The sequence below is a fragment of the Nocardioides pollutisoli genome (assembly GCF_040045055.1).
Classification (GTDB): domain Bacteria; phylum Actinomycetota; class Actinomycetes; order Propionibacteriales; family Nocardioidaceae; genus Nocardioides; species Nocardioides tweenelious.
Map to the genome: position 1 here is coordinate 2,002,001 of NZ_JBDZDU010000001.1, position 19,960 is coordinate 2,021,960.

Sequence of the window (19,960 nt, forward strand, 5' to 3'; positions counted from 1 at the left end):
GCCTACTGGACCTGCGTCAGCAGCAGGTCGGCGACGGCCTGCTGCTCGACCGCGAACGGGTGGTAGGCGGCGGCCGCACCGGTCGTGAGCCGGCCGTTGATCCAGGGCTCGGAGCTGCAGATGTCGTGTCCGGCGCTCGGGCCCCAGAGGTCGAGGAACTCGGCGCCCGCGTCGGTCGCGCCGAGCCGGACGGCGTCCGAGAGCCCCTGGTTGACCTTCCGCACGAACGCGTAGTCGCCGGCGGCGAGGGGCAGCGCGTCACAGCTTCCCGACTCCGGCGCGATCTGGGGATAGCCGACCACGATGATCCGGGCATCGGGCGATCGCTCGCGCACCCCGCGGACGACGCCGGCGAGGTTGGCCCGGATGTCGGCGAGTGCGGGGTCGAGGACGTTCTCCCGCGCGGCCGCGTCGGCGCACGGTGACCCGGTCGGATCGCTCGACGCGAGCTGCGTGCAGCCGCCGAGCGTCGAGACGAAGAGCCCGTCGTCGTTGCCGCCGAGCCCGATGGTGACCAGGTCGGTGGTGGGCTTCAGCGCGTCGAACTGCGGGGGCACCGACCCGAACTGACCGGTCTGGCGGCCCGTCATGTCGGCCGTGCGCGCGCCGCTGCAGCTCACGTCGGTGAGCGTGGTGCCGGGCATCGCCTTCGTGAGCTGAGCGGGGTAGTTGACCCCCGACCGCAGGCAGATGGTGCTCGTGTCCGTGGGTGGCACGAGCGGCGCGGCCGTGTAGGAGTCGCCCAGCGCGACGTACGTGTCGTACGTCGTGGCTGCTGCGATCGGCGAGCCCGTCTCTCGCGCCGGCGTGGGCGTCGGCTGGTCGCTGCCACCGTCGCTCGAGCACCCGCCGAGCAGGGCCAGGGCAGCCAGGCAGGCGGCAGCGAGGATCCGAGACATCTCTCGACCGTACGTGGGTGCTGTACGAAGGGGGTATGACGAACGTCGCGGAGCCCGAGGACACCCAGGCGTCCGACTCACTGCTGACGGTGGTCGTGGCGCTGGTGGCCAACGGGCTGCTCGCCGCCGCGAAGACCGCCGCCGCGGTGATCACCGGCTCGGCCGCGATGGTCGCCGAGGCTGCGCACTCGTGGGCCGACACCGGCAACGAGGTCTTTCTGCTCATCGCGGAGCGCAAGGGCGACCGGCCCCGCGACGCGGAGCACCCGCGCGGCTACGGCCGGCAGACCTACATCTGGTCGCTGGTCGCGGCGTTCGGGCTCTTCTCCGCCGGCGCCGTGGTGTCGATCTGGCACGGCCTGACCTCGCTCGCCTCGGGCGAGGAGGACACCAGCTTCCTGGTCAACTACGTCGTGCTCGGCATCGCCTTCGTGCTCGAGGGCACGTCGTTCCTCCAGGCGTCGCGGCAGGTGCACGGGGCGGCCCAGCGCTTCGGCCTGCACCCGCTGCGCTTCGTCGCCCAGACGTCCAACCCGACCCTGCGCGCGGTCTTCTTCGAGGACTTCTCGGCGCTCCTCGGCATCCTCTTCGCCGGCGTCGGGATCGCGCTCCACCAGTTGACCGGCAACGCGGTCTTCGACGCCCTCGGCTCGATCGCCATCGGCGTGCTGCTGGCCTTCGTCGCCGTCTTCCTGATGCGTCGCAACATGGACTACCTGCTGGGGGAGGCGCCGACCCCGGAGACCCGCTCGCGGGTGATCGCCGGCATCCTCGAGCACCCGCAGATCGAGCGCCTGACCTACCTGCACATCGAGTACGTCGGCCCGCAGCGGCTCTTCATCGTCGCCGCGGTCGACCTGGTCGGCGACGACACCGAGTCGCACCTCGCCGTACGCCTGCGCGACGTGGAGACCGACATCGAGGAGCACCCGCTCATCGAGGACGCCGTGCTCACGCTGTCACTGCCGGACAAGCCGTCGCTGCGGCCCTGAGGCGTGGCCGCTGGAATACCCGGTGAACCGGGTGTTCCAGGACTTCTCGGCTGTTGCAACACCCCAGAAGTCCATGAGTACCCGGTGAACCGGGTATTCCAGCACGCACGAATTTCCCGGAAACGCTTGACGCGGAATAAGTAAGTGCGCTGAACTAACAAACGTGACGACGATCTCCTCCGTGGGCAAGCCCCTGCGGCCCCGCGGCAAGCTCCTCCAGGAGGACACCCGCCGCCACCACCGGTCGCTGCTGCTCCAGCAGCTGTTCCGGGAGGGATCCGCCAGCCGGGCCGACCTGGCCCGCACCACCGGGCTGACCCGCGTCACCGTCTCCGACCTGGTCAACGAGATGGTCGCCGAGGGTCTCGTCGAGGAGCTCGGTGCTCCCGCGGAGAGCCGGGTCGGCAAGCCGCCGATGCTGGTCGGGCTCGCGGTCGACTCGGCCCACATCATCGGCATCGACCTCTCGGCCACCGACCGGATGACCGGTGCGGTCATCAACCTCGCCGGCGTCGTCGTGGCCCGTCACGAGCTCGAGCTCGTCGGCGCCAAGGGCGCGGACGCGGTCGCCCTCGTGCACCGGCTCGCCTCCGAGCTGATCGCGATGACCGACCGCCCCGTCCTCGGTGTCGGCGTCGGCAGCCCCGGCGTCGTCGACGCCGCCGGCACCGTCATCGACGCCCCCAACCTGGCCTGGACCGACACCCCGCTGGCCCAGAGCCTGGCCGACGCCCTCGACCTCCCGGTCTTCGTCGCGAACGACGCCAACACCGCCGTCCTCGGCGAGCACACCTTCGGCCAGACCGGTGACGGCGGCCTGATGGTGCTCCGGGTCGGGACCGGTGTGGGTGCCGGCCTGGTGCTCGAGGGCTCGCTCCTCCACGGCCACCGCGGCGCGGCCGGCGAGATCGGCCACGTCGTCATCGACCCCGACGGCGAGCGCTGCGCGTGCTCCCGCCAGGGCTGCCTCGAGACGATCCTCGCCGTCCCCCACCTGCGCCGCCGCCTCGACGAGCCCGGCGCCGACCGCACTGAGATCCTGACCCGGGTCGGCGAGCAGCTCGGGGCTGCGCTCGCCCCGGTCGTCGGCACGCTCAACCTCCACGAGCTGGTGCTCAGCGGACCGCAGGAGCTGCTCGACGGCCCCCTGCGCGAGGCCGCCGACCGCAGCATCCGCGCCCGGACCATGGCGGTCAGCGCGGAGGGGCTCGTGGTGCGCACCTCCACCCTCGGAGAGGACGTCGTGCTCGTCGGAGCAGCCGTCCTCGTCCTCTCCGGTCAGCTCGGCGTGTCCTGACAAGCGTCTCGGAACCAGCACCACCCACCAACCCCAGCAAGTGAAGCTCGACGAGAGGAAACAGCGGTGCGCATCAAGAAGACTTTGGCGGTCCTGGCCGTCAGTGCCATGGCCGTGGCGACCCTGGCCGCCTGTGGCAGTGACAGCGACGGCGACAGCCCGTCGAGCGACAGCGGTCCGAAGACCGCCGACATCCGCGTCTGGCTCAACGGCACGGACACGCCCCAGGACGCCCGTGACTGGCTGAAGAAGACCTTCGAGGAGCAGAACCCCGGCTCCACGCTGACCATCGAGCAGCAGGAGTGGGACGGCCTCGTCGAGAAGCTGACCACGTCGCTCTCCAGCGAGTCCGAGACCCCCGACGTGGTCGAGATCGGCAACACGCAGGCCCCGACGTTCACCTCGGCCGGCGCGTTCTCCGACATGACCGACCAGCTGGGCGACCTCGGCGGCGACGACCTGCTCCAGGGCTTCGTCGACGGCGCCACGGTCGACGGCAAGACGTACGCCGTGCCGTACTACGCCGGCTCGAAGTACATCTTCTACCGCAAGGACCTCTTCAAGGACGCCGGCATCACCGCGGTGCCGACGACGATGGACGAGTTCATCGACGACGCGATCAAGCTCAAGCAGGCCAACCCCAAGCCGGCCAACTTCTCCGGCTTCTGGTTCCCCGGCCAGGACTGGCGCAACGGTGCCGCGTTCATCTGGGACGCCGGCGGCGACCTGGCGACCGACGCCGACGGCGAGTGGACGGGCTCCCTCGACTCGCCCGAGTCGATCCAGGGGCTCGAGACCGCGCAGAAGCTCTTCACCGAGGCCTCGGGTGCGGCCAAGGACGGCAACGAGGCCGACTCGTGGACGCCGTTCTGCGCCGGCGAGATCGGCATGGTCTCGGCCCCGGGCTGGATCAACGGCCTGATCAACGACCCGAAGACCGGGTGCCCCGACACCTACGGCAAGCAGATCGGCGTCTTCGCCCTGCCCGGCACCGACGGCCAGCCCGCCCCGGTCCTGCTCGGTGGCTCCGACATCGCGATCGCCGCGAAGTCGGCCAACCAGGAGCTCGCCTCGAAGGCCGTCGCCCTGATGCTCAGCGACGACTACCAGACCATCCTCGCGAAGAACGGCCTCACCCCGGCCAAGACGTCGCTGGCCCCGCTGCTCGGTGACGACGAGTTCGCCCAGGCGACCATCGCCGCCGCGTCCAACGCCAAGCTCACCCCGGCCGCGCCGGGCTGGGCCAACGTCGAGGGCTCGCGGGTGCTCGAGGACCTCTTCAGCGCGATCGCCCAGGGCGGTGACGTCGAGGAGCTGGCCAAGAAGGCCGACGACCAGATGAACTCCCAGCTCAACGGCTGAGGATTCATCCGCAGGACCAGCACGACACGGCCGGGGTGGTGCGAACCGCCACCCCGGCCGTGTCATGCCCAATGATCGAACCGAGAGGAGGAACCATGACCGACACGGCACCCCGTCCACGCCGTACGCCGCTGCCGTACGTGCTCCTGCTCCCGGCGGTCGCCGCCCTGGTCGTGGCCCTCGGCTACCCGCTCGTCCGGCAGGTGGTCCTGTCCTTCCAGGACTTCGGCCTCGCCCAGCAGTTCGGCCGGCCGCCGGAGTGGATCGGCGTCGACAACTACCGCGACCTGCTGACCGACCCCTACCTGTGGCGGGTCACCTTCCGCTCGCTGGTCTTCTGCGCCGTCAACGCCACCGTCACGATGGCGATCGGCGTCGGCCTCGCGCTGCTCATGCGCCACATGGCCAAGCCCGTGCGGATCCTGCTGCAGAGCGGCCTGCTGCTCGCGTGGGCGATGCCCGTGGTCGCGGCGCTGACCGTGTGGGAGTGGCTCTTCGACACGCAGTACGGCGTGGTCAACTACCTGCTCACCCAGCTCGGGGCGGACTACGAGGGCCACTCCTGGCTGCTCCAGCCGCTCTCCTTCTTCTTCGTGGCCACGGTGATCGTGGTGTGGATGAGCGTGCCGTTCGTGGCGTTCACCGTGTACGCCGCTCTCACCCAGGTGCCCGAGGAGCTGGTCGAGGCCGCCGAGATCGACGGAGCCGGACCCGCGCAGCGGCTGCGCCACATCGTGCTCCCGAGCATCCGGTCGGTGCTGCTCGTCGTCGGCCTGCTCCAGGTGATCTGGGACCTGCGGGTCTTCACGCAGATCTACATCCTCCAGCAGGCCGGTGGCAGCACCCACGACACCAACCTGCTCGGCACCTACATCTACCGGCTCGGCATCGGCGGCGGGAAGTTCGGCATGGCCGCGGCCGTCGCGATCTTCATGCTCGTGCTGACCGTCGTCCTCACCGCGCCGTACGTCCGCGCGATGCTCAAGCAGGAAGGGACCGACTGATGGCACGGCCCACTGCCCGTCCGCTGCGGGTCACCGCCAACGTGATCGGCGTCCTGGCCTTCCTGGTCGCGGCGTTCCCGGTCTACTGGATGGTCAACAGCTCCTTCCTCGACCGCAACGAGATCCGCAACCCGGTGCCGACCTGGGTGCCGTTCGGCGGCGACCTCGACAACTACCGCACCGTCTTCGAGACCGACCAGTTCGTCAACGCGCTGAAGATCAGCCTGATGGTGACCGTGCTGACGATCGTGGTCTCGCTGCTCTTCGCCTTCATCGCAGCGGTCGCGGTCTCGCGGTTCCGCTTCCGCGGCCGCGTCTCCTTCATCGTCGTGCTGCTGATCATCCAGATGATCCCGGTCGAGGGCCTCTTCATCTCCCAGTACAAGATGCTCGAGGCGATGGACCTCCTCAACACCGTCATCGGCCTCTCGCTCGTGTACGTCGCGGGCGTGCTGCCCTTCACGATCTGGACGTTGCGCGGCTTCGTGTCCGGCGTGCCCTACGAGCTCGAGGAGGCCGCGATGATCGACGGCTGCTCGCGCACGCAGGCCTTCTTCAAGATCACCTTCCCGCTGCTGGCGCCCGGCCTCGTCGCCACCGGTGTCTTCGGGTTCATCCAGGCCTGGAACGAGTTCACGCTCGCGCTGGTCGTGATGACCAAGGAGGACCACCGCACCCTGCCGCTGTGGCTCTCGACCTTCACCGACGTCAACCGCGGCACGGACTGGGGCGGGATCATGGCCGGCTCCACGCTGATCGCCATCCCCGTCGTCGTCTTCTTCCTCGTCGTCCAGGGCCGGATGGTCGCGGGCCTCACCGCGGGCGGGGTGAAGGGCTGATGACCTCGATCGAGGAGCTCGCGCTCCGCGTCCAGCTCCCGGCCTTCGCCGGCACGACGCTGCCCGGCGACTACGCCGCGCTGCTGGCCGAGGGCCTCGGCGGCATCTGCTACTTCGGCAGCAACACCGCGGACGGTCCGGGAGCGGTCGCCGCGCTCAGCGCCGCGATCCTGGCGGCCAACCCGCGCGCCGTGATCGCGGTCGACGAGGAGGGCGGTGACGTCACGCGCCTGCACGCGATGGACGGCAGCCCGGTCCTGGGACCCGCCGCCCTCGGTGCCGCCGACGACCTCGACCTGACCTACGAGACCGGCCGCCTGATCGGCGCCGAGCTCGCGGCAGCCGGCATCAACCTCGACCTCGGGCCGGTCGCCGACGTCAACACCAACCCCGACAACCCGGTGATCGGCACCCGCAGCTTCGGCACCGACCCCGAGCGGGTCGCCGAGCACGTCGCGGCCTGGGTGCACGGGCTCCAGGACGCCGGTGTGGCCGCGTGCGCCAAGCACTTCCCGGGCCACGGCGACACCGCACAGGACAGCCACCTCGCCCTCCCGGTCATCGACGTGGACCTCGACACCCTCGCCGCTCGGGAGCTGCTGCCCTTCGCGACCTCGGTGGAGGCGGGCATCGCCTCGGTGATGACGTCGCACATCGTGGTCTCCGCGATCGACCCGGAGCTCCCCGCCACGCTGAGCAAGCCGGTGCTCGACCTGCTCCGCGAGCGGCTGTCCTACGACGGCGTCATCGTCAGCGACGCCCTCGACATGGCGGGCGCGTCCGCCGGCCGGGGCATCCCCGAGGCCGCCGTGCTCTCTCTCGCCGCGGGCGCCGACCTGCTCTGCATCGGCCCCGACAAGCCGGTCGCGCTCGTCCGGGAGACCCAGGCCGCGATCGTCGACGCGGTCCGCACCGGCCGGCTGTCGGAGGAGCGGCTCCGCGAGGCCGGAGCCCGGATCGCCCAGCTGCGGGGTCTCGACAGTCGTCAGCTCGAGGGCGCCCGACGCTCGATCAGCGTCGAGGGCGAGCTGCCCGACCTGCGCGGCGCGGTCGTCGTCAGCGTGGCCACCGCGGCCAACATCGCCGTCGGCGAGGTCCCGTGGGGTCTGCTGCCCGACCGCGTCGTCGCTCCCGGCGAGCCGCTCACCTCCGACCGCCCGATCGTCCTGCAGGTGCGCGACGCCCACCGCCGGCCGGAGATCGACACGACCGGTGCCGCAGTCGTCGTCGAGTGGGGCTGGCCCGGTCCGTACGACGGATCCGCACCCCGGATCTGCACGCGCGGCTACTCTCGCCCCGGGGCGGCTGCCGTGACCGAGCTGCTCCGAGAGGCAGGGTGGGACCGGTGAAGCTCGGTCTGGACATCGGTGCGACCAAGACCCTCGGGCTGGTCCTCGACGACTCCGGGGCGATCTGTGCCGAGGTCCGTGAGCCGACCGAGCCCGGCGCCGACGGTGTCGTCCGCACCGCCGCACGCGTCGTCGAGGCGCTGCGTGTCGCCACCGAGGGCCCGCTGGACGGACCGGTCGGGATCGGCATCCCGGGCCTGGTCGACGTCGAGCGCGGCGCGGTCAAGCACGCGGTCAACCTCGGTCTCGACGGTGACTGGGTGCTGCTCGGCGACCTCCTCGGCGAGCGGCTCGGCGTTGACGTCGTGATCGAGAACGACGTCAACGCCGCCAGCCTCGGCGCCGTCGCCCTCAGCGGCCAGGACGACCTCGTCTACCTCAGCATCGGCACCGGTCTCGCGGCCGGGCTGGTCCTCGACGGCCGGCTCCGTCGGGGCGTCCACGGCGCGGCCGGGGAGATCGGGCACGTGCCCGTCGACCCGTCGGGAGCCCTGTGCCAGTGCGGGCAGCGCGGCTGCCTGGAGACCATCGCCTCGGGCTCGGCACTCGCAGCAGCGTGGCCGTCGGGCGACGTACCTCCCGCGCAGGCGATGTTCGCCGCCGCGCAGTCCGGTGACCCGAAGGCGATCGACGCACGCAGTCGCTTCGCCGCCGGCGTGGCCGAGGCGATCCGGGTGCTCTGCCTGGCCGTCGACCCGCGCACCGTCGTGCTCGGCGGCGGCGTCGCCCAGCTCGGCGAGCAGCTGCGCGTCGTGGTCGGCGCGGCCCTGGACGACCAGGCCGCGACCTCGCCGTTCCTCGCGTCGCTCGACCTCGCTGGCCGGCTCCGCGTCGTCCCGTCCGACTACCCGGTCGCTGCCGTGGGCGCGGCCCTGCTGCGACGATGAGGCGGCGCCGATGATCGTCTCCGGACTCGTCGACGCCCAGGTCAACGGCGCGGCCGGCATCGACCTCACCGCGGAGCCGCACCGGCTCTGGGACGTCGCAGCCGCGCTCCCGGCGTACGGCGTGGTCGCGTTCGTGCCGACCGTGATCACGTCCGACCCGGCGGCTCGCGACCAGGCCCTGGCCACGCTGGCCGCCGGTCCGCCTGCCGGGTGGAGCGGGGCCGAGCCGCTCGGGCTGCACTTCGAGGGGCCGATGATCGCGCCGACCCGCAAGGGCGCGCACCCCGAGCACTGGCTGCGTGCGCCGTCGCTCGACCTGGTCGACGGCTGGTCGCGGGAGGCCGGAGTGGTGATGGTGACGATCGCCCCCGAGCTGCCCGGTGCGCTCGAGGTCATCGAGCGGCTGGTGTCGCGGGGCGTCGTGGTGTCGGTCGGGCACACGGCCGCCGGGACCGCCGAGGTCGCTGCTGCTGTCGCGGCCGGTGCCCGCTGCGTGACCCACGTCGGCAACGCGATGGCGCCGCTGCTGCCGCGCGAGCCCGGGCCGGTCGGCGCCGCGCTCGGGGGAGATCTCGTGGCCGGGGTCATCGTCGACGGCCACCACCTCGACCCCTACTTCGTGCGGGCCGCCTGGCGGGCGCTGGGTCCGGACCGCTTCCTCTCCGTCTCCGACACGACCGCCGCCCTCGGGCTCCCCGACGGCGCGACCCGGCTCGGCGACCAGGACGTCGTCGTCGCCGACGGCACCGTCCGTCTGGCCGACGGCACGCTTGCCGGCTCCGCGGCCTCGCTGCTCGACTGCCTGCGGGTCCTGGTCGAGCAGACCGGCTGCTCGGTCGAGGACGCGCTCGCCACCGCGACCTCGACGCCGCTCACCCTGCTCGGTCTGCCGCCCCGTGAGGAGCGGATCGAGCTCACCGACGGCCTGAGGCTGGTGGGCTGATGGAGGTCGTCCCGCTCGCCACCGCCGCCGACATCGCGGTGCTCGCCGCCGACACGATCGAGGCCCAGGTCCGTACGAACCCGCGCACCGTCCTGGGTCTCGCGACCGGCTCGAGCCCGCTGCCGACGTACCAGGAGCTGATCCGGCGCCACCGCGAGGGCACGGCTCCGTCGTACGACGAGGTCCGCTGCTTCACGCTCGACGAGTACGTCGGGCTGCCCGCCGGTCACCCGGAGAGCTACCGGGAGACGATCTTCCGCGAGCTCACCGACGAGCTCGGCATCCCCCGCGACCGGGTCTCCAGCCCGGACGCGAGCGACCCGCAGCACGCCGGATCCCGTTACGAGGAAGCGATCCTGGCCGCCGGCGGGGTCGACCTGCAGGTGCTCGGCATCGGCGCCGACGGTCACCTCGCCTTCAACGAGCCCGGCTCGTCGCTCGCGTCGTCGACCCGGATCAAGACCCTCACCGAGCAGACCAGGCAGGACAACGCGCGCTTCTTCGGCTCGGTCGACGAGGTCCCGCGTCACGTCCTCACCCAGGGGCTCGGCACCATCCTGCGGGCGCGGCACCTGCTCCTCGTCGCCACCGGCGCCGCCAAGGCCGAGGCGATCGCCGCGGCCGTCGAGGGCCCGCTCTCGGCGTCCTGCCCCGCGTCCGTGCTCCAGCTCCACCCGCACGCGTCCGTGCTCCTCGACGAGGCCGCTGCCTCCGGTCTCGCCCGGGCCGCCCACGACCGTGAGGTCTACGCCGCCAAGCCGGAGTGGCAGGGACTCTGAGCCGATCTGGTAGGCAGGAGCCATGCGACGCATCGGCCTGATCGGCGGGATGAGCTGGGAGAGCTCGGCGCTGTTCTACGACCTGCTCAACAAGGGGGTCGTCGCACGACTCGGCGGACTGCACTCCGCGCGGGTGCTGATGAGCTCGGTCGACTTCGCCGAGATCGAGGAGCTCCAGCGCAGCGGTGACTGGGACCGGGCAGGCGAGCTGCTCGCCGACGAGGCCCGTCGGCTCGAGGCGGCCGGCGCCGAGCTGCTGGTGCTCTGCACCAACACCATGCACAAGGTCGCGCCGGCCATCGAGGCTGCGACCACCGTCCCCTTCCTGCACCTCGGCGACGTGACCGCCCACGCCGTCCGGGCGGCCGGGCTGAGCCGCGTCGGCCTGCTCGGCACTCGCTTCACGATGGAGCAGGACTTCTACGTCGACCGCGTCGCCAGCCACGGCATCGAGGTGCTGGTCCCGCCGCTCGAGGACCGCGACACCGTGCACCGGATCATCTACGAGGAGCTGGTGCTCGGGGTCGTGCTGGACGAGTCGCGTACGGCGTACCGCGACGTCATCGACCGCCTGGTCGCCGGCGGCGCCGAGGGGATCGTGCTCGGCTGCACCGAGATCGAGCTGCTGGTCGGCGCCGACGACAGCCCGGTGCCGGTCTTCCCGACCACCCAGCTGCACGTCGACGCCGCGCTCGACGCCGCCCTAGCCGACTGAGTCGCGCAGCCGCGCGCCGAGCGCGGCGACGGCGGTCGCCAGCTCGGGGGAGTCGACGACGGTGAAGGTCACCGGGATGACTGCCAGCTGGCGGGCGTACCAGTCCGGGTCCTCGGTCGTCGCGACCATCCGGGTGCGGTCGCCCTCGACGGGTTCGAGCCGGGCGAGGCTGCGTGGCACCCATCGCCGCACCCACTCCGGCGGCGCGTCGACGAGCACCTCGACCGGATGGCGCCAGCCCTGCGAGAAGTGCTCCTCGATCACGGCCAGCGCGTCGAGGTCGGCGGGCCGGGTGAACGTCTCGGGCAGCGACGCGACCTCCTCGACGCGGTCGATCCGCAGCACCCGCTGGGCGTCGCGGCTGCGCGACCAGCAGAGGAGGTACCAGTGGCTGTGGCGGAGCACGACCGCCCAGGGCTCGACCACCATCTCGGACGTGCCCTCGCCGACCCGGTAGGTGAGGTGCTGCACGCGACCGGCGTTGCACGCCGCCAGCAGGGGGTCGAGGTGCTCGTGGCGGGTCGCGTCACCGGTCGCCTCCGGGGCCGGTGGCGTGACCCGGTCGGGCAGGGCGCGCAGGATCTTGGCGAGGGCGCCGCCGACGACGTCGGCCGGGTCGGCCGCGCCGCGGTGGCCCTCGAGGGTGGCCATCACCAGGCCGGCCGCCTCGGCCGCGGTGAACATCAGCGGCGGGAGCCGCAGCCCCCTGCCGACCCGGTAGCCGCCGTACGGCCCGCTCACCGACTCGATCGGGAGGTCGGCCTCGCGCAGGATCGCGACGTACCTGCGAGCCGCGCGGCCGGTGACGCCGAGCGCGGCGCCGAGCTGGTCGGCGGTGATGCCCGGGCGCGCCTGGATCAGCTCGAGCGATTGCAACGCGCGAGCAGTCGGGGAAGTAGATCGTCCGGGAATGCTCCTAGTGTGCCGCACATGACGACTCTTCATCTCGCTCAGGAACCCCCGCTCGCTGGCGACGAGGTCGCCGCGATGATCGGCTCGCTCAACCGCATGCGCGGCTACCTGCTGTGGAAGTGCAGCGGCCTCGACGCCGACGGCATCCGGGCCACGATCCCGTCCTCGACGCTCTCGCTGGGCGGCCTGCTCAAGCACGCGGCCGTCGTCGAGGCGACCACGCTCTGCTGGAAGCTGCACGGCCGCCGACCGTTCCCGCCCTTCGACCAGGCCGACTGGGACGACGAGGACTGGCACCTCCGGGTCGAGGACGACGACACGCCCGCGTCGCTGGAGCGGCTCTTCGTCGAGTCGGTCGCGCAGGGGCAGGCGCTGCTCGACGAGGCGATCGCGAGCGGTGGCCTCGACTTCCAGGCAGACCTCCACGACGACGAGGGCCGCCACCCGAACGCTCGCAGGCTGGTCTACGACCTCATCGAGGAGTACGGCCGGCACGTCGGCCACGCCGACCTCATCCGGGAGTCCGTCGACGGGCTCGTGGGCGAGGACCCGGCACCGGGCAGCTTCCCGGGCGTGTACGAGGTCTAACCCAGCGCCACCGTCAGGGCGAGCACCGTCTCGGGGTCGTCGAGGCGGTCGCCGTACAGCTCGCGCAGCTGCCCCATCCGGTAGCGCACGGTCTGCGGGTGCACGAAGAGCGACTCGGCGACGTCCTCGCGGCGACCCTGGTGGAGCAGCCAGGAGCGGAGGGTGTCGGTGAGCTTCTCGGCGGTGCCGGGGCGCAGGTCGGCGAGCGGCGCGAGCAGCTGGGTGCGCAGGTCGTCGCGCGCGTCCTCGTCGGCGCTCAGGACGAGAGCGACCAGGTGGGCCTCGGTGTCGAGCTCGATGCCGGCGGCCCGCGCGCGCAGGGCCCGGTCGTACGACGAGCGCACGTCGAGCCACGGACGCGCCGGCCCGGCGAGCGACCCCCGGTCGGCCAGCACCCGGATCAGGGCAGCCCGGCGACGACCGTGGGCGTCGGGCACGAGCAGCAGCACCCCCTCGTCGAGGTCGGGTGCGTCGGCCGCCTGGAGGGTGCCGGGGCCGACGGCGCTCAGCACCTGTCGCACCTGGGACTCGGGGACCAGCACCGCGGTCAGCGTGCGCGGCGGCTCCCAGTCGGCCCGCTCGGCTGCGGCCACGACCTGGTCGACCGGCGAGCCCCGGAGCAGGTGGTGGGCGACGCGCTCGAGCATCCGCGCGCGGACCCGGCCCGTCGTGGCGAGCTCGTCGGTGTGGCCGGCGACGGCCGCCGCCGACTGCTCGTCGATGTAGGCGAAGACCAGCTCCGCGAAGTCTGCGAGCACCTCGGCGCTCAGCCCGTTGCGGACCGCGGTGGTGGAGAGCTCGCGCCAGGCGACCCGGGCGCCGATGCGGTACGCCGAGAGCAGCGCGTCGGTGGTCCGGCCGCTGCGAGCCTCGCCGCGCCCGAGCTGGTAGGAGCCCTCGACCGCCGGTGCCGAGCTGAGGTCGATCGCGCGACCGTGGCCGGCCAGCGTCAGGAAGCCGCCCAGCGCGAGCTCCACCGCGTTGCTGATCGTCTCGCCCATCGGTCCGGAGAAGGCGTCGCGATAGCTCGGCACCTCGTCGACGATCGCGGCGACCACGTCGTCGGCGAGCGTCGAGAGCTGGGCGTGCATCGCCTCGACCGCGGCGGGCGGCAGCTCGTGGTCGAGGCCGGTGGTGCGCCGCACTGACTCCATTTTGTCTCCTGCGAACAAATGTGACGCAGATCTTCACGTCTGGCGGTCATGATATTACGCCGGAGGCGCAGCACACTGAAGTGCATGAGCATCGCCATCCCCTCTCGGGGCGCCCGGTCGCAGGGCCGCACGCTGCGCGAGCGGCTGCGCAGCCTCGCCGACGCCGCGGTCACCCCCTTGGACCTCGACGACGTCCTCGACGTCTTCCACCCGTTGCGCTCCGGCGCCGAGCTGCGCGGCAAGATCGTCGACGTCCGCCCGGAGACCCTCGAGGCGACCACGATCGTGATCAAGCCCGGTCGCGACTGGGCCGGCCACGTGCCCGGTCAGTACGTCCGGATCGGGGTCGACGTCGACGGCGTCCGCCTCTGGCGCACCTACTCGCTCACCCACGGCCCCCGGCCCGACGGCCACATCAGCCTGACCGTGAAGGCGATCCCCGGCGGCGTCGTCTCCAACTACCTCGTCCACCGCGCCCGCGCCGGCCAGATGATCCAGCTCGCGCAGGCCCAGGGCGAGTTCGTGCTGCCGATGCCGGTCCCCGGCAAGCTCCTGCTCGTCACCGCCGGCTCCGGCATCACGCCGGTGATCGGCATGCTGCGCAACCTCTTCTCGCGGGCCACCCCGGTCACCACCGACATCGTGCTGCTCCACTCCGCGCTCTCGCGCTCCGAGGTCATCTTCGGCGCCGAGCTGCGCAGGTACGCCGACGAGGGCCGGATCCGCCTCGTCGAGCTGCACACCGACGTCCACGGCCTGCTCGAGATGGACGAACTCGACGAGATCGTCCCCGACCTGGCCGAGCGCACGTCGTACGCCTGCGGGCCGGCCGGCCTGCTCGACGCCCTCGAGGCCCACTACGACGCCCGCGGCCTGACCCTCAACACCGAGCGGTTCCGCCCGGTCACCGTCGAGGCCGGCGAGGGGGGCACCGTCTCGTTCGAGTCGGGCACCACCCTCGAGGTCGACGGCGCCACCCCGATCCTCGACGCCGCCGAGAGCGCCGGCGTCCTGATGCCCAGCGGCTGCCGGATGGGCATCTGCATGGGCTGCGTGCTGCCGCTGCGCTCCGGCGCCGTCCGCGACCTGCGCAACGGTGCGCTGACCGTCGCGGTGCCCGGCGAGACCGGCCCCGGCGGCGTCCCCATCCAGACCTGCGTCAACGCGGCCGCCGGCCCGTGCCACCTCGACCACTGAATCTCGATACGCCGCTCGTTCCTCGCGGCTACTCGATCACCGAAAGAGGATGAGATGACTGTCATCACGAAGAAGCCCGTCAACCCGACCGCGCACCTGACCCCCGAGGACATCGAGCAGCTCGGTATCGAGCTCGACGCGATCCGCCAGGACGTCATCGACACCCGGGGCGAGAAGGACGCGGCGTACATCCGCAACATCGTCACCGTGCAGCGTCGCCTCGAGCTCGCCTCGCGCGCCGTCCTGCTCGGCTCGGCGCTGCCGCCGCTGTGGCTGCTCGGCACCGCCGGCCTGTCGGTCGCCAAGATCCTCGAGAACATGGAGATCGGCCACAACGTCATGCACGGCCAGTGGGACTGGATGCGTGACCCGAAGATCCACTCGACCACGTGGGAGTGGGACAACGCCTCGACGGCCGAGGGCTGGAAGCACTCGCACAACGAGATCCACCACACCTACACGAACATCGTCGGCAAGGACAACGACCTCGGCTACGGCATCATGCGCGTCGACGAGGACCAGCGCTGGCACCCGATGTACCTCGCGCAGCCGCTGTGGAACTTCATCAACGCCTGCTTCTTCGAGTACGGCATCGCGGCGTACGACCTCGAGCTCGGCAAGAACCTGGCGGTCCCGAAGGAGAAGCGCAGCGAGACCTTCAAGGCCAACGCTCGCAAGACGCTCAACAAGATCCGCAAGCAGGCGACCAAGGACTACGTCGTCAACCCGGCGCTCGCCATCCCGTTCGGCGGGTTCCTGCCGACGCTGGCCGCCAACTTCACCGCCAACCTGGTGCGCAACGTCTGGTCCCACTCCGTGATCATGTGCGGTCACTTCCCCGAGGGCGTCGAGACCTTCGAGCGGAAGTCGATCCCCGAGAACGAGACCCGCGGCGAGTGGTACCTCCGCCAGATGCTCGGCTCGGCCAACATCTCCGGCTCCAAGGCGATGCACCTGATGAGCGGCAACCTGTCCCACCAGATCGAGCACCACCTCTTCCCCGACCTCCCGTCCAACCGGTACGCCGAGGTCGCCCCGAAGGTGCAGGCGCTGTTCGAGAAGTACGACCTCAACTACCACACCGCGCCGATGCCGCAGCAGGTCTACTCGGCCTGGCACCGCGTCGTCCGGCTCTCGCTGCCCAACGGCTGGCTCGCGACGACCAACGTCAAGAACCTGCCGGAGCAGACCAAGCTGCTCTGGGCGATGAGCACCAAGGGCCCGAAGATCCGCCGGGCCGCCGCCGCCCGCCTGCAGCAGCAGGCGCGCCGGATGACGACGGCGGCCTGACCTCAGCGACCGATCGCGTCGAGCTCGGCGAGGTCCTCCGCGGACAGCGACAGCCCGGCGCCGGCGACGTTCTCGCGCAGGTGGGCGACCGACGAGGTGCCCGGGATCAGCAGGATGTTCGGCGAGCGCTGGAGCAGCCAGGCCAGGGCGACCGCCATCGGCGTCGCCTCCAGCCGGGCGGCGACGGCCGAGAGCGCTGACGACTGCAGCGGGCTGAAGCCGCCGAGCGGGAAGTACGGCACGTAGGCGATGCCCTGCTCGGCCAACGAGTCGACGAGGTCGTCGTCCGCGCGACGCGCGACGTTGTAGAGGTTCTGCACGCACACGATCGGCGCGAGGGCCTGGGCCTCGGCGACCTGCTCGGCGTTGACGGTCGAGAGACCGAGGTGGCGGATCAGCCCCTCCTGCTGCATCTCCACGAGGGCGGTGAAGGGCTCCTCGAGCGAGCCGGGCTCCGGTCCCTCGACCGCGCCGAGCCGCAGGTTGACGACGTCGAGGGTGTCGACGCCGAGGTTCTCGAGGTTGTCGAGCACGCCCTGCCGCAGCTCCTGCGGGGACCGGGCGTGCGGCCAGCCGCCCTCGGCGTCGCGACGGGCACCGACCTTCGTGACGAGGGTGAGGCCGTCGGCGTACGGGTGCAGCGCCTCCTTGATCAGCCGGTTGGTGACGTGCGGGCCGTAGAAGTCGCTGGTGTCGATGTGGGTGATCCCGAGCTCGACGACCTCGCGGAGGACCGCGAGCGCGCCGTCGTGGTCGGCGGGCGGTCCGAAGACGCCGGGTCCGGCGAGCTGCATGGCGCCGTACCCGACCCGGGTGACGGTGAGGTCGCCCATCGTCCAGGTGCCGCCGGGAAGAGTCGTGGAAGTAGTCATGGCTCCAGCGTGCGTCGCGCGAGCGAGGGCACCCAGACCCCTGTCGCTCCTGGGAATGACAGGACCAGGGACGTCCCGGCGGGCGAGGCTACGGTGGAGGGATGACCGAGGAGAACCGGCTGGGGGAGTACCTCCGCGCCCGCCGCGAGCAGGTGACCCCGGCCGACGTCGCGCTCCCGGTCCACGGCGTACGACGGGTGCCCGGACTGCGCCGTGAGGAGGTCGCGATGCTCGCCGGGATCAGCTCCGACTACTACCTCCGGCTCGAGCAGGGGCGCGACCGCAACCCGTCGGTCCAGGTGCTCGAGTCGATCGCCCAGGTGCTCCAGCTGGACGCGACGGCCACCGACTACCTCCTGCGTCTCGGCGCACCGAAGCCGCGTGCCCGTGCCCGTCGTCCGCGCCCGGAGACCGTCCCGCCCGCGACCGCCGAGCTGCTGACCGTGATCGGGCTGCCCGCGTTCGTCGAGGGCCGCTACCTCGACGTGCTCGCGGCCAACCCCCTGGTCACCGCGCTGTCGCCCAACGTCCGCGTCGGCGAGAACCGGCTGCGCTCGATGTTCCTCGACCAGGCCGAGCGCGACCTGCACCCGGACTGGGCGCGCACCGTGCCTCGCCTGGTCGCAGGCTTCCGCAACCGCATCGGTGACCGCGTCGACGACCCCCGCGTCGTCCAGCTGGTCGGTGAGCTGTCGCTCGGCAGCGAGGAGTTCCGGCAGGGCTGGGCGCGCCACGACGTCAAGCCGATCCAGAGCCGCACGATCCGGATGGACCACCCCCAGGTCGGCGAGCTCGAGCTCGCCCTGTCGAAGCTGGCGATCGAGGGCACCGACGGTCAGATGCTCGTCATCTACCACGCGACGCCCGGCAGCGACGCGGCCGACAAGCTCGCCCTGTTGACGTCGCTGGCGGCGGGCGAGGCCGCCGTGGCGACACCCGCGCGTCAGGAGACGCCGGGCCGGTAGGTCGTCTGGCTGTGCGGGTCCTTGCCGAAGGCGATGACCTTGGCCGGGCGTACGACGTAGACCCACGGACTGGTGCCGTCACCTCCGGTGAAGCCGTCGTCGTCGGCCTCCCAGGCCCAGTCCTGGCCGTACTTCAGCAGCCACGCGTCGGCCAGCGGCCAGAGCCGCTCGCGTCCGGTGACCCGCGCGGCCGCGCCCTCGACGACCACGTCGGTCCCGGACCGCCACCCGTTGGTGCCGGTCGTGACCGTGACCAGCGGGGAGTGCTCGAGGTTGACGTGCTTCTGCTCGCGGGTGCCCGTGCAGAACGCGAAAGCACGCTCGTGCCAGACCCCGACCAGCGGCGTCGTGTGGGGTCGGCCGTCGGCGCGGACCGTGGTCAGCCAGTAGAGCTCGGCGCCGTGCAGGAGCTGCTCCACCTCGGCCCAGGTCGGCGCGGTGGCCGCTGGGTCGCCGAAGCGGACGTCGATGGATCCGGTCGTCATGACACTTCGACCGCCCCGGGTCGTCGTACTCATCGCTGGAGCGGGGAGGATGTGCTCATGCGTTTCACCGAGCACGAGCTGACGGCGGCCCTCACCGGCGTGGCCAAGAACGTCCTGGCCGTGCAGGACAAGCAGGTGCGCAAGGGCAGGGTGAGCGTCGACGAGGCGTGGGACGCGCTGACCCGGTTCGAGCGGTTCCAGATGCTCGACGGTCTCGGCGACCAGCTGCTGGCGACGCTGGTCGCGCTGCCGGACGTCGAGGTCGCGACCGGCTCGCGGCCGACCTACACCGACGCGCAGATCACGGCCACCGTCGAGGAGCAGCTCGGCGACGCGTCCGGTCTGCGCCGCAGGGCCCTGCTCAGCGCCCGGGTGGCCCTGATCAAGCTCGCCCTCGAGTGCCTGCCTCCGCGCCAGGACCCCGATGCGCTGACCGTGCCCGACCACCTCTGACGACTACGGTCGGGACATGTTCTCGTCCGTGGCCGCGACCGCCGCTGAGGTCGCCGAGCCGATGCCGGGCGACGACCTGGTCCCTGGTGCCGACGTCGTCATGGACCGGGCGTTCTCCGTGGCCGCGCCGGTGGAGGACCTGTGGCCGTGGTTCGTGCAGCTCGGCAAGAACCGCGCCGGCTGGTACCTCCCGCGCGCGGTCGAGCGCCTCGTCCCCCGCCGCCGACGCGGGCTCCGCACCATCGACCCCGACCTGCAGCAGCTCGAGGTCGGGCACGTCATCGACGACTGGGGCGGACGCGACGCGACCTTCGAGGTCGCCGTCCTCGAGCCGCCGACGACGATCGTCCACACCTCGACCCGGGGTCACGTCCGACTCAGCTGGGCGATCGTGCTGCGGCCTCAGGACGCAGGGACGCGGGTCCGGCTGCGGCTGCGCCTGTCCGGCGTACGACGACCGTGGCTGGCCACGACGTTCGGCGAGCCGTTCGACGCGTTGACCGTCGCCGGGCTGGCGGCCGGCCTGCGCGAACGTCAGTCGCCGAGGTAGGGCTCAGCTGGCCAGCAACCGCCGACCGGTCACGTGGTCCGTCTCGATGACGACGTGGAGTGCGTGCGCGCCGGAGGGCCAGGTCTCCGCGCCGGGCCAGGTGCGCGGCAGTCGGGTGGCGTCGTAGACGACCCGCGCGGTGCCGCGCACCAGCACGCTCCACCCGGACCGGGTGAAGTCGTCGACGTCGCCGACCTGGAAGGCGACGGGCAGGTCGTCGATCTCGCGGGCGAACGACGAGTGGGCCGTCGTGCGGAACCAGACCTCGGTGCCGTCCACGGCGAAGTTCACCGGCAGCACGGTCGGCCCCTCGGGCCCGGTCCACGCGACACGTCCGACGGCGCGGGCCGCCAGGAGCCGCCAGCACTCCTCGGCCGGGAGGTCGATGAGGCCGCCGTGCGACCAGGCGAGCTCGTCTGCAGCCATGG

22 protein-coding genes are annotated in these 19,960 nt (G+C 71.9%); 16 read left to right on the forward strand and 6 right to left on the reverse strand.

All coding sequences use genetic code 11. The features are described from left to right. Positions 1 to 2: 2 nt before the first annotated feature. A complete protein-coding gene (locus tag ABLE68_RS09670) occupies positions 3 to 899 on the reverse strand; it encodes an SGNH/GDSL hydrolase family protein (protein WP_348871109.1) in 897 nt (298 codons plus the stop codon). 35 nt (positions 900 to 934) lie between these two features. On the opposite strand from ABLE68_RS09670, the gene ABLE68_RS09675 reads away from it, so the two are divergent. The 10 genes from ABLE68_RS09675 to ABLE68_RS09720 all read left to right on the forward strand — a co-directional run bounded on the left by ABLE68_RS09675 (position 935) and on the right by ABLE68_RS09720 (position 11,066). Continuing rightward, the gene (locus ABLE68_RS09675) at positions 935 to 1,891 is read left to right on the forward strand and encodes a cation diffusion facilitator family transporter (protein WP_348871110.1); all 957 of its coding nucleotides are present in this window, start codon (positions 935 to 937) and stop codon (positions 1,889 to 1,891) included. 181 nt (positions 1,892 to 2,072) lie between these two features. Beyond that, positions 2,073 to 3,188: an ROK family transcriptional regulator gene (locus ABLE68_RS09680; RefSeq protein ID WP_348871111.1), complete on the forward strand. Its 1,116-nt coding sequence runs from the start codon at positions 2,073 to 2,075 to the stop codon at positions 3,186 to 3,188. A 66-nt stretch (positions 3,189 to 3,254) separates the two neighbouring features. Continuing rightward, a complete protein-coding gene (locus tag ABLE68_RS09685; protein WP_348871112.1) occupies positions 3,255 to 4,550 on the forward strand; it encodes an extracellular solute-binding protein in 1,296 nt (431 codons plus the stop codon). A 95-nt stretch (positions 4,551 to 4,645) separates the two neighbouring features. Further along, entirely contained in the window at positions 4,646 to 5,554 is a 909-nt protein-coding gene (locus tag ABLE68_RS09690; protein WP_348871113.1) for a carbohydrate ABC transporter permease, read from the forward strand. After that, on the forward strand, positions 5,554 to 6,393 hold the full coding sequence (locus tag ABLE68_RS09695) for a carbohydrate ABC transporter permease (RefSeq protein WP_348871114.1): 840 nt from the start codon (positions 5,554 to 5,556) through the stop codon (positions 6,391 to 6,393). The genes ABLE68_RS09690 and ABLE68_RS09695 overlap by 1 nt, the downstream gene beginning before the upstream one ends. Continuing rightward, the gene (locus ABLE68_RS09700) at positions 6,393 to 7,742 is read left to right on the forward strand and encodes a glycoside hydrolase family 3 protein (protein ID WP_348871115.1); all 1,350 of its coding nucleotides are present in this window, start codon (positions 6,393 to 6,395) and stop codon (positions 7,740 to 7,742) included. Before ABLE68_RS09695 ends, ABLE68_RS09700 begins: the two co-directional genes overlap by 1 nt. Next, positions 7,739 to 8,629, forward strand: coding sequence for an ROK family protein (locus ABLE68_RS09705; RefSeq protein WP_348871116.1), 891 nt, complete (start codon positions 7,739 to 7,741; stop codon positions 8,627 to 8,629). The genes ABLE68_RS09700 and ABLE68_RS09705 overlap by 4 nt, the downstream gene beginning before the upstream one ends. A gap of 10 nt (positions 8,630 to 8,639) precedes the next feature. Then, a complete protein-coding gene (locus tag ABLE68_RS09710; protein WP_348871117.1) occupies positions 8,640 to 9,572 on the forward strand; it encodes an N-acetylglucosamine-6-phosphate deacetylase in 933 nt (310 codons plus the stop codon). Then, positions 9,572 to 10,351 carry a glucosamine-6-phosphate deaminase gene (nagB, locus tag ABLE68_RS09715; protein WP_348871118.1) on the forward strand — a complete coding sequence of 260 codons (780 nt, stop codon included), beginning with the start codon at positions 9,572 to 9,574 and terminating at the stop codon, positions 10,349 to 10,351. Before ABLE68_RS09710 ends, nagB begins: the two co-directional genes overlap by 1 nt. A 22-nt stretch (positions 10,352 to 10,373) precedes the next feature. Then, entirely contained in the window at positions 10,374 to 11,066 is a 693-nt protein-coding gene (locus tag ABLE68_RS09720) for an aspartate/glutamate racemase family protein (RefSeq protein ID WP_348871119.1), read from the forward strand. Here the strand turns inward: ABLE68_RS09720 and ABLE68_RS09725 are convergent. Further along, positions 11,055 to 11,942, reverse strand: a complete 888-nt coding sequence (locus tag ABLE68_RS09725; protein WP_348871120.1) for a helix-turn-helix transcriptional regulator — start codon at positions 11,940 to 11,942, stop codon at positions 11,055 to 11,057. The two genes, ABLE68_RS09720 and ABLE68_RS09725, sit on opposite strands and share 12 nt — an antisense overlap. Positions 11,943 to 11,996: 54 nt before the next feature. Between ABLE68_RS09725 and ABLE68_RS09730 the strand changes: the two genes are divergently transcribed. Continuing rightward, positions 11,997 to 12,566 carry a mycothiol transferase gene (locus tag ABLE68_RS09730; protein ID WP_348871121.1) on the forward strand — a complete coding sequence of 190 codons (570 nt, stop codon included), beginning with the start codon at positions 11,997 to 11,999 and terminating at the stop codon, positions 12,564 to 12,566. Here ABLE68_RS09730 and ABLE68_RS09735 read toward each other — a convergent pair. Continuing rightward, positions 12,563 to 13,720 carry a PucR family transcriptional regulator gene (locus tag ABLE68_RS09735; RefSeq protein WP_348871122.1) on the reverse strand — a complete coding sequence of 386 codons (1,158 nt, stop codon included), beginning with the start codon at positions 13,718 to 13,720 and terminating at the stop codon, positions 12,563 to 12,565. The genes ABLE68_RS09730 and ABLE68_RS09735 overlap by 4 nt on opposite strands. A gap of 84 nt (positions 13,721 to 13,804) precedes the next feature. Between ABLE68_RS09735 and ABLE68_RS09740 the strand changes: the two genes are divergently transcribed. Further along, positions 13,805 to 14,917 carry a ferredoxin reductase gene (locus tag ABLE68_RS09740; protein WP_348871123.1) on the forward strand — a complete coding sequence of 371 codons (1,113 nt, stop codon included), beginning with the start codon at positions 13,805 to 13,807 and terminating at the stop codon, positions 14,915 to 14,917. A 54-nt stretch (positions 14,918 to 14,971) separates the two neighbouring features. Continuing rightward, the gene (locus ABLE68_RS09745) at positions 14,972 to 16,207 is read left to right on the forward strand and encodes a fatty acid desaturase family protein (protein ID WP_348871124.1); all 1,236 of its coding nucleotides are present in this window, start codon (positions 14,972 to 14,974) and stop codon (positions 16,205 to 16,207) included. Positions 16,208 to 16,209: 2 nt separating this feature from the next. On the opposite strand, the gene ABLE68_RS09750 is transcribed toward ABLE68_RS09745, so the two are convergent. After that, on the reverse strand, positions 16,210 to 17,079 hold the full coding sequence (locus ABLE68_RS09750) for an aldo/keto reductase family oxidoreductase (RefSeq protein WP_348871125.1): 870 nt from the start codon (positions 17,077 to 17,079) through the stop codon (positions 16,210 to 16,212). Between the two features lie 101 nt (positions 17,080 to 17,180). Between ABLE68_RS09750 and ABLE68_RS09755 the strand changes: the two genes are divergently transcribed. Then, positions 17,181 to 18,044 carry a helix-turn-helix domain-containing protein gene (locus ABLE68_RS09755; RefSeq protein WP_348871126.1) on the forward strand — a complete coding sequence of 288 codons (864 nt, stop codon included), beginning with the start codon at positions 17,181 to 17,183 and terminating at the stop codon, positions 18,042 to 18,044. On the opposite strand, the gene ABLE68_RS09760 is transcribed toward ABLE68_RS09755, so the two are convergent. Then, complete coding sequence (locus tag ABLE68_RS09760) at positions 18,023 to 18,529, reverse strand: pyridoxamine 5'-phosphate oxidase family protein (protein WP_348871127.1); 507 nt, start codon at positions 18,527 to 18,529, stop codon at positions 18,023 to 18,025. The two genes, ABLE68_RS09755 and ABLE68_RS09760, sit on opposite strands and share 22 nt — an antisense overlap. Positions 18,530 to 18,586: 57 nt before the next feature. Here ABLE68_RS09760 and ABLE68_RS09765 point away from each other — a divergent pair, with 57 nt between their 5' ends. Next, on the forward strand, positions 18,587 to 18,982 hold the full coding sequence (locus ABLE68_RS09765) for a hypothetical protein (RefSeq protein WP_348871128.1): 396 nt from the start codon (positions 18,587 to 18,589) through the stop codon (positions 18,980 to 18,982). A 16-nt stretch (positions 18,983 to 18,998) separates the two neighbouring features. Further along, the gene (locus tag ABLE68_RS09770; RefSeq protein ID WP_348871129.1) at positions 18,999 to 19,532 is read left to right on the forward strand and encodes a hypothetical protein; all 534 of its coding nucleotides are present in this window, start codon (positions 18,999 to 19,001) and stop codon (positions 19,530 to 19,532) included. Between the two features lie 3 nt (positions 19,533 to 19,535). On the opposite strand, the gene ABLE68_RS09775 is transcribed toward ABLE68_RS09770, so the two are convergent. After that, the gene (locus ABLE68_RS09775) at positions 19,536 to 19,958 is read right to left on the reverse strand and encodes a pyridoxamine 5'-phosphate oxidase family protein (RefSeq protein ID WP_348871130.1); all 423 of its coding nucleotides are present in this window, start codon (positions 19,956 to 19,958) and stop codon (positions 19,536 to 19,538) included. Positions 19,959 to 19,960 lie beyond the last annotated feature (2 nt).